The organism is Pedobacter sp. MC2016-05 (assembly GCF_026239735.1).
Taxonomy (GTDB): domain Bacteria; phylum Bacteroidota; class Bacteroidia; order Sphingobacteriales; family Sphingobacteriaceae; genus Pedobacter.
Map to the genome: position 1 here is coordinate 1 of NZ_JAPIVT010000036.1, position 12,734 is coordinate 12,734.

General features: G+C 36.7%; 13 protein-coding genes and 2 tRNA genes. 7 read left to right on the forward strand and 8 right to left on the reverse strand.

Annotated features, from left to right (window positions below; genetic code table 11):
* Positions 1-87: 87 nt before the first annotated feature.
* The 3 genes from OQZ33_RS23780 to OQZ33_RS23790 all read right to left on the reverse strand — a co-directional run bounded on the left by OQZ33_RS23780 (position 88) and on the right by OQZ33_RS23790 (position 876).
* Positions 88-171, reverse strand: a tRNA-Leu gene (locus tag OQZ33_RS23780).
* Positions 172-220: 49 nt separating this feature from the next.
* Positions 221-293: transfer RNA gene (locus tag OQZ33_RS23785), tRNA-Gly, on the reverse strand.
* 94 nt (positions 294-387) lie between these two features.
* Positions 388-876 carry a regulatory protein RecX gene (locus OQZ33_RS23790; protein WP_265802046.1) on the reverse strand — a complete coding sequence of 163 codons (489 nt, stop codon included), beginning with the start codon at positions 874-876 and terminating at the stop codon, positions 388-390.
* 61 nt (positions 877-937) lie between these two features.
* Here OQZ33_RS23790 and OQZ33_RS23795 point away from each other — a divergent pair, with 61 nt between their 5' ends.
* From OQZ33_RS23795 to arsC, 3 genes are all read left to right on the forward strand, one after another.
* Positions 938-3,397, forward strand: coding sequence for a bifunctional UDP-N-acetylmuramoyl-tripeptide:D-alanyl-D-alanine ligase/alanine racemase (locus OQZ33_RS23795; protein WP_265802048.1), 2,460 nt, complete (start codon positions 938-940; stop codon positions 3,395-3,397).
* A gap of 501 nt (positions 3,398-3,898) precedes the next feature.
* On the forward strand, positions 3,899-4,489 hold the full coding sequence (locus OQZ33_RS23800) for a DUF502 domain-containing protein (protein WP_265802049.1): 591 nt from the start codon (positions 3,899-3,901) through the stop codon (positions 4,487-4,489).
* Between the two features lie 11 nt (positions 4,490-4,500).
* Complete coding sequence (gene arsC / locus OQZ33_RS23805; protein WP_265802050.1) at positions 4,501-4,881, forward strand: arsenate reductase (glutaredoxin); 381 nt, start codon at positions 4,501-4,503, stop codon at positions 4,879-4,881.
* Here arsC and OQZ33_RS23810 read toward each other — a convergent pair.
* The 4 genes from OQZ33_RS23810 to OQZ33_RS23825 all read right to left on the reverse strand — a co-directional run bounded on the left by OQZ33_RS23810 (position 4,837) and on the right by OQZ33_RS23825 (position 8,313).
* Positions 4,837-5,334 carry a hypothetical protein gene (locus OQZ33_RS23810; protein ID WP_265802051.1) on the reverse strand — a complete coding sequence of 166 codons (498 nt, stop codon included), beginning with the start codon at positions 5,332-5,334 and terminating at the stop codon, positions 4,837-4,839. The genes arsC and OQZ33_RS23810 overlap by 45 nt on opposite strands.
* Before the next feature lie 51 nt (positions 5,335-5,385).
* Positions 5,386-5,844, reverse strand: a complete 459-nt coding sequence (locus OQZ33_RS23815; protein ID WP_265802052.1) for a hypothetical protein — start codon at positions 5,842-5,844, stop codon at positions 5,386-5,388.
* A 234-nt stretch (positions 5,845-6,078) separates the two neighbouring features.
* Positions 6,079-6,786 carry a TIGR00730 family Rossman fold protein gene (locus OQZ33_RS23820; protein ID WP_029289075.1) on the reverse strand — a complete coding sequence of 236 codons (708 nt, stop codon included), beginning with the start codon at positions 6,784-6,786 and terminating at the stop codon, positions 6,079-6,081.
* 18 nt (positions 6,787-6,804) lie between these two features.
* Positions 6,805-8,313: a sodium:solute symporter gene (locus tag OQZ33_RS23825; RefSeq protein WP_265802054.1), complete on the reverse strand. Its 1,509-nt coding sequence runs from the start codon at positions 8,311-8,313 to the stop codon at positions 6,805-6,807.
* 430 nt (positions 8,314-8,743) lie between these two features.
* Between OQZ33_RS23825 and recR the strand changes: the two genes are divergently transcribed.
* From recR to OQZ33_RS23845, 4 genes are all read left to right on the forward strand, one after another.
* Positions 8,744-9,361 (forward strand): recombination mediator RecR, encoded by a 618-nt coding sequence (gene recR / locus OQZ33_RS23830; RefSeq protein ID WP_265802055.1) that lies wholly within the window; start codon positions 8,744-8,746, stop codon positions 9,359-9,361.
* The gene (locus OQZ33_RS23835) at positions 9,361-10,092 is read left to right on the forward strand and encodes a phosphatidylinositol-specific phospholipase C/glycerophosphodiester phosphodiesterase family protein (protein ID WP_265802056.1); all 732 of its coding nucleotides are present in this window, start codon (positions 9,361-9,363) and stop codon (positions 10,090-10,092) included. Before recR ends, OQZ33_RS23835 begins: the two co-directional genes overlap by 1 nt.
* 45 nt (positions 10,093-10,137) lie before the next feature.
* Positions 10,138-10,956, forward strand: coding sequence for an SDR family oxidoreductase (locus OQZ33_RS23840; RefSeq protein WP_265802058.1), 819 nt, complete (start codon positions 10,138-10,140; stop codon positions 10,954-10,956).
* Positions 10,957-11,200: 244 nt separating this feature from the next.
* Positions 11,201-12,040, forward strand: coding sequence for an alpha/beta hydrolase (locus OQZ33_RS23845; RefSeq protein ID WP_265802060.1), 840 nt, complete (start codon positions 11,201-11,203; stop codon positions 12,038-12,040).
* 15 nt (positions 12,041-12,055) lie between these two features.
* Here the strand turns inward: OQZ33_RS23845 and OQZ33_RS23850 are convergent, their stop codons facing one another.
* Entirely contained in the window at positions 12,056-12,634 is a 579-nt protein-coding gene (locus tag OQZ33_RS23850; RefSeq protein WP_265802061.1) for an alkylphosphonate utilization protein, read from the reverse strand.
* Between the last annotated feature and the right edge of the window lie 100 nt (positions 12,635-12,734).

Consider the following 12,734-nt stretch of genomic DNA (forward strand, 5'->3'; position numbering starts at 1 on the left):
CCAAATTTAAAAGGTGAAAATTATTTTTTTACTAAAAAAGAAGACTGCCTTTTTGAGACAGCCTCTTTTTTTCAATTGTTTTTGAAGTACTCGGGGCGGGAATCGAACCCGCACGCCTTTGAAAGCACAGGATTTTAAGTCCTGCGTGTCTACCAGTTCCACCACCCGAGCAGGCGATTAACCTTTTAAAATAAATGCCCTCTGGTAGGAAGGCATTTAGAGCGAAAGACGAGATTCGAACTCGCGACCCCGACCTTGGCAAGGTCGTGCTCTACCAACTGAGCTACTTTCGCATTAAACAAAACCGATATGCTGTTTCGTTTTGGTGTTGCAAATATAGACAGATTTATATTTCTGTCAAGGGATTTTTTATTAAAAATTTAATATTTAGTTTAAATTGCTGGCTTTCAGTGCCACTAAAATTAAATCAGTTTCAAATCCTCTGCCTTGAAGATAAGTCATTAGCTTCATTTTTCGTTTTAATGGATTAACTTCATTTAAAGTTCTTGCTTTTTTTAGGGCTAAACTTTCTATGGTTTGCATATAATCATCGTCATCTAAACTATATAGAGCTTTTTGTAAAATTCTATCCGGAACGCCTTTTAGTTTCAAACCCTGCTTAATTTTAATTCTTCCCCACTTTTTAATGTTGAATTTTCCCGACGCATATTGCTTTGCAAATCGTTCTTCGTTTAAAAAATTGTTGGTGATTAAATCCGATAAAATTTCTTCCAATTCATCTCCACGCATTCCCCATTCCACCAATTTATATCTTACTTCTTTTTGCGAACGTTCCTGGTAAGCGCAAAAGTTTTCAGCTTTGGCCAATGACTGTTTTTTATCTAATATTGCTGCTTCTTGTTTACCCGTTTTCATAATTAATTAGTGAACTTCGTAAAAATAAAAACGATTACCATAATTTCCTGAATATAATATCATGTTGAATCCGATATATACCATTTCTACCGTAGCTGAAATTTTAAATGCTGATGCAAATTTATTCAATACAGAAGCATTAATTACGCATTTGGTAATCGATAGTAGATCGGTTTTGGTTCCTGAAAATTCCTTGTTTTTTGCTTTGTTATCCCATCGGGATGGACACGAATTTATAAAGGATGCTTATAGCAAGGAGATTAGAAATTTTGTGATTACCGACACGAGCTATTTACAACAATATCCTGATTGTAATTTCCTGGTGGTTGATAACGCATTAAGTGCATTACAAAAACTCGCTATTTATCATCGAAATAAATTTGATTTAACCTGTATGGGCGTCACCGGTAGTAACGGAAAAACCATTGTGAAAGAGTGGTTGTATCAACTTTTGGCTAGCGATTACAGTATTGTTCGTAGTCCGAAAAGTTACAACTCACAAATCGGTGTTCCACTTTCTGTTTGGCAAATCGACGCAGATAATAATTTAGGAATTTTTGAGGCAGGTATTTCTGCAGTGAACGAGATGGAAACATTAGCTGCAATGATCCAACCTCAAATCGGAATTTTAACCAATGTTAGAGAAGCTCATGCAGAGGGTTTTAGTTCAAGAAAAGAAAAGCTTACCGAAAAGTTAAAGTTATTTACAAATACGGATCTGCTAATCTATTCGCCAGAATACACTACAGAAATCAACGAAAAAGATTTACCTGGTAAGAAACATTTTAGTTGGAGTACTAACCAAATGGCCGATTTGCGGATTACTGCTGTTGAGCCGATTGAAGGAAAATGCTATTTAAGAGCGATTTATCAAGATCAGGAAATTGAATGTATGTTGCCTTTTAAGGATAAAGCATCTATTGAAAATGGAATGATTTGTTGGGCAACCTTGCTCGCTTTAGGCTATTCTGCAGAACAGGCTGATCTTCGTTTGGAAAAATTAAGTCATGTGAGTATGCGCTTGGAACTTAAGAATGGCATTAACCAGTGCTCCATCATCGATGATTCTTACAGTGCGGATATTTCATCGTTAGCAATTGCACTGGATTTCCTCAATCAACAAAATCAACATTCTAAGAAAACCGTAATTCTTTCTGACCTATTTGAAACGGGTCAGGACGATCTGGATTTATATACCGAAATTGCTGATTTATTGATCCAGAAGAAAGTGAGTAGTTTGATTGGGGTTGGCCCGCACATTGCAAAATATGAAAGCCTCTTTAACACCGAAGCCCAGTTTTTCGAAACGACAAATGCTTTCATTGAAGCATTTCCAGGTTTACAGTTCAGTCATGAAACCATTTTAGTAAAAGGCGCTCGGCGATATGAATTTGGAAGGATTAGTAAACTGCTCACTCAAAAAATCCATGATACGGTTTTAGAGATTGATTTGAATGCCATGGTTGGTAATCTGCAGTTCTATCGCTCGAAAATAAAACCTGGTGTTAAAATTATGGCCATGGTTAAGGCGTTCTCTTACGGAAGTGGAAGTTTTGAAATTGCCAATTTATTGCAGTTTCACAAGGTTGATTATTTGGCTGTGGCCTATGCCGACGAAGGAATCGCCCTTCGCAAAGCGGGGATAACGCTTCCTATTATGGTGATGAGTCCTGAAGAATCTGCTTTTGAAGCCATCATTAAACATCAGTTAGAACCTGAGATTTATAGTCTCGAAATTTTGAATAGCTTCTTGAATGCACTTTCTGATTATGATTTCGATTACCCTATTCATCTTAAGATTGATAGTGGTATGCACCGATTGGGATTTGAATCTGCCGATATGGAGAATTTAGCAATATGCTTACAAAATTCGCAGAAGCTAAGCGTTGAAAGTATATTTTCTCATTTGGTAGCAAGTGGAGAAGCCATCCACGATGGTTTTACTGAACAACAAATTGAAAAATTCAATTCCATTGCTACACAACTGATAGCAGTTTTAGGCTACAAACCTTTACTTCATATTGCCAATACATCGGGAATTAGCCGCTGGCCAAACGGACAAATGGATATGGTTCGTTTAGGAATCGGCTTATATGGTTTCGACGCTGCCTTAGTTAATAACCGCGGCTTACAAACAGTGATGGTACTTAAGACTACCGTAACGCAGGTTAAAACCTTAGCGGCGGGCGAAACAGTCGGATATAGCAGGAGAGGAGTGATGCCCAATGGTGGTAAAATAGCTACAGTAAAAATTGGTTATGCTGATGGCTATGCCCGTACTTTTGGTAATGGCGTAGGTAAAATGCTCATCAACGGACATTTGGTGCCAACAATAGGTTCTATTTGCATGGATATGACGATGCTGGATGTTACTGGCCTTGATGTAAAAGCTGGCGACGAAGCCATTGTTTTTAATCAGGAACATACTATTATGCAGCTTGCAGACGATATCAACACTATACCTTATGAAATCCTTACAAATATTTCACAGCGTGTGAAGAGGGTTTATTTTTATGAATAGGTTAGTTTATTGGTTCATTGGTCATTTGTGCACTAGTTCATTAGTCTGGATGCATAATTGCATGTGTGCCAATACCCCATAAAAATTTATCTACCAGTTAACTAATGAACCAATCACCACATACCAATGAACATTTAAATTTTATTCACCATGCTAACTAATGAACATTTAAATTTTATCCACCATGCCAACTAATGAACCAATGACAAATGACTAATGAACATTTAAATTTATCCACCATGCTAACTAATGAACCAATGACAAATGACTAATGAACCTTTAAATTTATCCACCATGCTAACTAATGAACCAATGACCATTGGCCAATGAACGTTTAAATTTTATCCACCATGCTAACCAATGAACCAATGAACCAATGACTAATGAACATTAAACTTATCCATCATGCTAACTAATGAACCAGTGACCAATGACTAATAAACATTTAAATCAATCATGCTAACTAATGAACTATTGAACATTTTTGAATAAATTTGCAACATGAACAGAGTCGGGAAAGCCATTTTAAACTATTTAATTAAAGGTTTATTAATTGTTGTGCCCATTGCTGTAAGCATTTTCATTGTAGTTTGGGCAGTTACAACTGTTGATAGCTGGCTAAATGTAAACAATATTCTGGGCGTAAATCCTCGTACAGGCGAAAGCAGAAACATTCCGGGGCTGGGTTTACTAACTGTTGTAACCATTATTTTATTGGCTGGTATCTTCGTAACCAATTTGGTAACCGAGCCGATGTATAACTGGTTTCAGCGCATGATGCATCGCTTGCCTTTGCTTAATTTCATTTATTCATCTATTAAAGATTTAACCGAAGCTTTTGTTGGTGATGAGAAAAAATTTAATCATCCGGTATTGGTTGAAGTAGAAGGTGGAATGAAAAAAATTGGGTTTTTAACCCAAAATGATCTGCATAAACTCGATCTTCCTGATGATGTCGCCGTTTACTTTCCGTTGTCTTATTCGTTTGCTGGTCAACTTTGTATTGTGAAAAGAGATAAGGTTAAGGATTTAAAAATGAGCGCTGGAGATGCCATGAAATTGGTAGTGAGCGGTGGGGTTAGCGGTTTATAATTCGAGGAAGAATGATTCAGATTTATCATAATAACAGATGCACCAAAAGCCGCCAGGCTTTACAGGAACTGGAAAATAGTAATAGAGATTTTGAAGTAATCTATTATTTGGAAACCCCACCAAATCGGGCTCAATTAACTGAATTAATCAAGAAACTAGCTATCAAGCCATTTGAACTGATTCGCAAAACAGAGAAAATCTACATCGAAAATTATAAGGGTAAAAACTTAACCGATTTAGAATGGATTGATGCCATGGTGAAAAATCCTGTTCTCATCGAAAGACCGATTATAGTTTCGGGAGATAAGGCCGTAATTGCCCGCTCAACAGAGCGAATCAAAGAAATTTTAGTAGAAAATATTACGGATAAAAGACATGAAAATCACGATTAAAACCATAGCATAAATAATTCTGGAATAATATTCTCGAATAAATAAGCCGATAAAAAAAAGCATGTCATCGTCGGTATTGCCGTGAATTAAGCCATTGCTTGTAGATGAATTATAAATAATCTGTGTATCGGTATGGTTATTTAGCGACCACCTACTTAACCAACTGTTTTGGTAACTCCAATCAAAATTTTCGCCGTTGGCAAACGTTACTCTCGCCTTAAATGCAAGCCAATCGTATCTAATGGTGGCTAGAAGCTCGTGATTACTATTTAAAATTTTGGTTTCGGGATTGCTATAACCATCACTCCTCAATAAATAAATCCCTTTTTGAGTGGTGGCAATTGCCGAATTTTTTAATGAACTAAAATTGATCGAAAATTTCAGGTAAGTACCCTCAAATACTTGATAATTACTATCAAATAACCCTTTTCTCCAATTTAATATCCTTTCCATTTCCACAGGGTGCTATAATTTCCTTTATCCTAACTTGCTATTAACGAGTTATCAAACAGCTGCTGCTGCTCGTCTATTGTAAATTTGTTTAATAAATAATCCAGCAACGATTAACAATTTATTGTCAGTGTCAGCTGTTATTGAACCCATTCTTTTGCCAGCACTATACATAATGTTTGTATTGTTATTGTTGGATAACAACCATTGCGATTTCCAAAAACTGGTTGGTTTCCAGGTATACTGGGCTCCAGATTCGATATTAATTGTTGCTTCGAATTTCCAATTACCGTAAGTAATCACCCCAACAACCTTATTCGTTTTTCGATCAATTATATTTGTTTTTGGCTTCCAAAATCCCATGCTTTTGAAAAAATAGCTTTCGTTTTCTAATGTAGCTTCTGCATCACTTTTCCAGGTGCTAAATGTAATTGCACCTTTTTGTACTCCTTCAATAAACAATTCGAAATTTGAGTTAAACCAATTGCTTTTCCAATCAATAAACTTGGCCATTTGAAATATGTTTCGATTTAGATTAAAGTTATTCTAAGTTGTTACACCAAAATGTTAAACATAAAAAAAAGTGCCTGCAGAACAGCACTTTTTATAATTATTGAATTTTGAATGATTAATTCACTGAATAAAACCCCAAAGTAAAATCTTATAATTATGGTTTAATTTTTTAACCTCCAAAATCTTGGAAATCTTATAATCCTTTGATTCTGGTCAATAATCCTTTAATCCTGGTTAAAAATTCGGTTTAAGCACATACTTATCATAGAACCTAAAAATGTGTTCGGCAGCTTCTTCAGCAGTATCAACAAGGCGGAATAAATTCAAATCTTCCTCGTGAATATTGTGTTCCTTCTGCAACATTGTTCCTTTAATCCAGTCAATTAATCCGCTCCAATAATCTTTACCCAATAATACAATTGGGAAGCGGGCTATTTTACCCGTTTGAATCAGCGTTAATGCTTCGAAAAGCTCATCCATAGTGCCAAAACCGCCAGGTAAAACCACAAAACCCTGACTGTACTTCATAAACATTACCTTACGAACGAAGAAATAATCGAATTCTAATAGCTTATTATGGTCGATATATTTATTGTGGAATTGTTCAAACGGCAACTCAATATTTAAACCTACAGATTTTCCGCCATTTGTATGTGCACCTTTGTTACCAGCTTCCATAATCCCTGGACCACCGCCGGTAATTACCCCATAACCGCGATCGGTAAGTAATTTACCACATTGTTCGGCAAGCTGATAATATCTATTCGTTTCTGCAGTACGGGCAGATCCGTAAATGGTAACACAAGGGCCAATTTTAGCCAGTTTCTCAAAACCATCCACAAACTCGGCCATTATTTTAAAAATTTGCCAGGAGTCGGTTACCTTTATTTCCTGCCAATCCTTATTTTCAAAAGCGCTTCTAATTTTTTCTTCACTCGTCATATATACTGTATTCTAATATTAAAATTTGGTTTGCGCATCAGTTTTTTTGCTGATGAAAAGCAAGCCGATAAATGTGATTAAACCATTAATTAAAATCAGTTCAACACTAAAAACATAGCCTCCTAAAATCTCTTTTGAATAGCTTGAAAGCAAGTAACATAAAAAAGGGGATAAAATGCAAACTATTGGTACTAATTTATCGTGCAAGCCACGTTTTTTTACAAACAAACCAAAACTGTAAAGGCCCAAAAGTGGCCCGTAAGTATAGGAGGCAATAGTGAAAATTAAACTAACTACTGATGAACTATTTAGTGCATTGATTACGATGATAACCAGAAACATTAAAATTGAAAAAGCCACGTGAACAGTGTGGCGTTTTTTTACAGCATCTTTTGCGTTTACGTTTTCGGCTTTTGCCATCCCTAAAAAGTCTACACAAAACGAGGTAGTTAAAGCAGTCAGTGCCGAATCAGTAGTAGCAAAAGTAGCTGCGGTTAAGCCTAACATAAATATAATGGCCGGTACTGCACCCAGGTTGTTCAATGCAATTTCAGGAAATAACAAATCGGTACGCGGTTTCCCCGTAATATGGTCAAGAGGAATCTCAATGCCATTTTTAGCGGCGAAGATGTACAATAAAGCACCCACGCTTAAGAAGAAAACATTTAAAATTACAAACACACCTGTAAAAGTGAACATGTTTTTTTGCGCTTCTTTAATGGTGCCCATGCTTAGGTTTTTCTGCATTAAATCCTGATCTAAACCGGTCATGGCGATGGTTACGAAAATACCTCCGATAAACTGTTTGCTGAAATACCATTTGTTGGTCAGGAAATCATCCCAGAAAAATATCTTCGAATAACTGCTGTCTTTTATTGTTTCAAATGCAGCTGGGATGCTTAAATTCAAGCTACTACAAATAAAATAGATGGTTAAAAAAACAGATAATACTAAGAAAAACGTTTGCAAAGTATCGGTGATAATGATGGTTTTTAAACCGCCTTTAAATGTGTAAGACCATATTAGGGCCAATGAAATTAATACTGTTAACCAAAATGGAACGCCGTAATTGTCGAAAATGAAGCGCTGTAAAACAATGACCACCAGGTACAAACGTGTTGCAGAACCCAATGTACGACTCAAAAGAAATATAGAAGCTGCTGTTTTGTAGCTGTAATGACCTAAACGTTGCTCAATATAACTGTAAATCGAGGTCAAGTTCATTCGGTAATAGAGTGGCAAAAGTACCGTACAAATGATAATGAAACCGACTGCGTTACCTAAAACGAACTGAAAATATTGGAACTGATTTCCCGCAGGTGCACCAACTTCGCCAGGTACTGAAATAAAGGTTACTCCCGAAAGTGCTGTTCCAATCATTCCAAAGGCAACCAAGTACCATTTCGAGTTCCTGTTGGCGACAAAAAAGGAATTATTATCAGATGAATCTTTGGAGGTGACGAAAGAAATAACAATAAGTACTAGAAAATAACCAATTAAAAAGCACAATAGGATGGTTGGCGACATAGTTTTGTTTTAAGGTGTTAAATGTAAAGAAAACGATTTTTATAATCAATATTTTGAATTGGAAATCAGGTTTCAGTTTTCATCGACAAATTAGCCCCGTCCTTCGCTTTACTCACCCGGAAAAAATCGGGTTTCGTGCCCGCTTCGGCCGGGTTTAAATTACTTAGGTTTACCTTACTATTGCAAACCTGACAGGAGCGGAAATCCTTTTGGTTGCAGCAACCTTGAATATGCGGTCATGCTGAGGCACGAAGTATCTGCCACCGATGAAACAGATTCTTCGTTCCTCAGAATGACAATGTTTACCAAAAGATTGTAGCAAATGGCAGGAATGATGGAGCCTAAGAACTACTGGTATTGCTTTCCAAAAAAATAAATTTGTCTTGCTTTTGACAACATTTTTTATCAACCATTTTGTATATTTTTGTGCATGAATTTTTCATCCAAACTGCTTGAAGATGCGGTAAACGAATTTTCGAAATTACCGGGTGTTGGGCAAAAGACGGCGTTGAGATTGGTTTTGCACCTTTTAAATAAGGAACAGGAGGAGGTTAACCAGTTTGGAAACACATTAATTAAGCTTAAGCAGGAAATTAAAAACTGCAGTATTTGCTATAACATTTCCGATCATACGATTTGCGAAATTTGTACCTCGCACAAGCGTGATAAGGAAACGATTTGTGTTGTAGAAGACACCAGGGATGTAATGGCAATTGAAAATACCGGGCAATATTTCGGTGTTTACCATGTTTTGGGCGGTTTAATTTCTCCTATGGATGGTATCGGACCTACAGATTTATACATTGATGGTTTAGTGCAAAGAGTTTCAGCTGGTGATATTAAGGAAGTGATATTGGCACTAAGTCCGAATATGGAAGGCGATACGACACTTTTTTATCTTTACAAAAGATTAAAGGACTTTAACGTTCCTGTAACTACAATTGCCAGAGGCATTGCTTTTGGTGGGGAATTAGAATATACAGATGAGATTACTTTAGGCCGATCGATTATTACCCGTGTGCCTTATGAAACTGCAATGATGAAATAATGGCAAAACAGTTTATTATTTTATTGGTAGCCATCGGATTCAATTTTGCTGTTATCGCACAAGTTAAAATCCATTCTCATAATGATTACACGCACAAACGTCCATTTTTCGAGGCCGTTGAAAATAAAGCGTTTTCGATTGAAGCTGATGTGTTCCTGATAGGCGATTCATTAATGGTGGCGCATAGCAAGAAAGAAATTAGAGCTGGTAATACTTTAGAAAATTTATATCTCAAGCCGCTTTCCAGGTTTTCCAAAACGAAAGATTATTACACGATCCATCTGGTAATTGATATTAAAGACGACTGGAATTTAACTTCCAAAGCTTTAATCAAGACGCTAAAAAAATATCAAAAAGATTTCGGCAGGCAGGGAAGAAATTCAGTTGTGGTCATCACCGGTAATCGTCCGGAAAGTAATTTCGACTGGGTCAATTTATACTTTGATGGATTGCCAAATGTTGACTATTCTGCCGCAGATTTAAAGAAACTGGTAATGATCAGCGATAATTTCGCGAAATATTCGAAGTGGAGAGGAGTAGGAGAGATTTCAGAAGCAGACAAAGTGAAATTGAAATTATCGATTGATAATGCTCATAAATTAGGATTACCTTTTCGCTTTTGGGGCGCTCCAGACAATGAAACTTCTTGGAAAGTGCTTCGTGAATTGGGCGCAGATATTATCAATACCGATAAAGTGGCCGAGGCAACCCATTATTTTAAAATGAATTAGAAGGTGTCAAGTCTTGATACTTGATTTCCTTTATTGGATACTAATATGAACCTAAAAGATAAAGTAATCATCATCACAGGCGCATCAAGCGGAATTGGAAAGGCTTGCGCTGAAGAATTTGCTAAACGTGGCGCAAACCTGGTTTTAGCCGCCCGTCAATATGTTACGCTTTGCGAAATCACAGCAGACTTAGAAAAAAAATACGGCATTAGAGCAGTTGCTGTTCAGGCAGATGTAAGCAAAGAAGCCGATTGTGAATTGATTATCAAACAAACGCTGGTTTCTTTTCAAAAGATAGATATTTTGGTAAACAATGCAGGCTTATCCATGCGTGCCTTATTTAATGATTTAGATTTATCAGTACTGAAAAATTTAATGGATGTTAATTTTTGGGGTACCGTTTATTGTACAAAATATGCCTTGCCAGAGATTTTGAAAACGAAAGGCACAGTTGTTGGCATCTCATCAATAGCAGGCTATCGCGGTTTACCGGGAAGAACAGGTTATTCGGCATCAAAGTTCGCTATGAATGGTTTCATGGAATCATTGCGTACCGAACTTTTAAAAACCGGTGTAAATGTTTTAGTGGCCTGCCCGGGATTTACAGCTTCCAATATTCGTGTAACCGCCTTATCAAAAGATGGAGCCGCACATGGTGAAACGAGCATGGATGAAGGCAAAATGATGACTTCTGAAGAGGTAGCCAGCATAATTGCTGATGGAATTGAAAAACGCAAACGAACATTGGTAATGACTGGTCAAGGTAAGTTAGCGGTTTGGATGAACAAGTTGTTTCCGGCTTTTGCAGATAAAAAGGTTTTTGATTTGTTTGCGAAAGAGAAAAATCCGTTGATTAAGGCTTAATCGCGGATGGGAGCAAAGGGAATAGGAAATAGATAATGGGAAATAGATAGTAGAAAATAGATAATAGGAAATAGTGAATAAGAAATAGCTAGTAGGAAATAGTTAATGGCTCCAAAATAGCGCACAACTCGACTTGAAAACCTAATCTATTCCCCATTTCCTTATTCCCTTTTTCTATCAAGAATAAATCTGTATGAACAACAATTTCGTTTATTCACCATTGAATCGTTAGATCATTTTCGGCATGACAAAATACTTCATTTTACTAATGTTCTTGTTTCAAGCCCTTATAGCTTCAGCACAAATAAAAACAGCCAAAAACATTAATTATGCTGGCAATGCCGAAGAAAATAACACGCTAAATATCTTTTACAAAAATGATAGTGTTAAAAATAAGCCTGTTTTAATCTTCATACATGGTGGATCTTGGAGCAGTGGAAAAAAGGAAACATATTGGTGGCTTGGTAGAAATTTCGCTAGAAAAGGAGTGGTTACGGTCATTATTAATTATCCTTTAGCACCTGAAGCGCAATATCAAAAAATGGCTAATGACTGTGCTTTGGCTGTGAAATGGGTGAAGCAAAATATATCTCAATATTCCGCGGGTGAAGAGAATATCTTTGTAATGGGCCATTCTGCTGGTGCCCACTTAGGCGAACTGATTAATTCAGATCCACAATATTTTCTACAAGCTGGAATCAAAAATCCTATTAAGGGTGTGGTTTTGAATGATCCCTTCGGACTCGATATTTTTGAATATTTAACCGAAGCTGAAAAGGATGATTATTATTTCAATTTTTTGAGAACATTTACCGATAAACCCGCGGTTTGGAAATCTGCCTCTCCGCTAGATTATGTGAATAATATCAAAAACCCTCATTTGCTTCTATACGGCGAAAAAACTTATAATGCCATAAAGATTCAAACGCCGAGACTTTACCAAAAATTAAAAGCCAATAATGTTTCTGTAGAAATGAGGGAAATTAAAGGTAAAAGCCACGTTCCAATGATTAGTCAGATGATATTTGGCGGCAATGCTTTGTACAAATATATTGTTGAGTTTATCGCGAACTCATCATTGTAATTTGATGCCGATTGACTAGCCTTTTCTTAAGTATTTAGTTAAAATTACAATGGTTTGGCCTTCAACTTTTCCTTCAATTTGTTCGGTATTATCATGAACCAAACGGATATTTTTCACCACTGTGCCTAATTTTACACTTAAAGTCGAGCCTTTAACATCCAATGTTTTAACCAAGACAACGGTATCGCCTTCGTGTAGACGAGTTCCATTGCTATCCTGATGAAATTCGACCGTTCCATCCATTTCATGATCGCCTGTTTTTTTCGCCCACTCCAACGTCTCATCTTCCAGGTATAAGATGTCCAAACTATCTGACGCCCAACCTTCATTTCTTAATCTGCTTAGCATTCTCCAGGCCACCACTTGCACAGGTGCAAATTCCGACCACATGGTCTCTGTAAGTATTTTCCAATGGTTGGCATCTAACTGCTCGGTTTTTTCAATTTGGTTTAAACAGGTTTTACAAACTAAAATGCTGTTATCGCTATTGGCATTGCTCGTTGGAGGAACTTCATAAACACTTAAACTGTTCTCTGATGTGCAAAGTTCGCATTTGTTTCCCGAGCGGGTTTGTAATTCTTGTACTAAAGACATATTGATTTTAAATTTTCGGCGAAAGTACTAAAACTATCTGTAATTAATTGTGGGGTTTTGATTCGTGATATGAGGTCGACAGGTAATCTCGGCAGGTGAG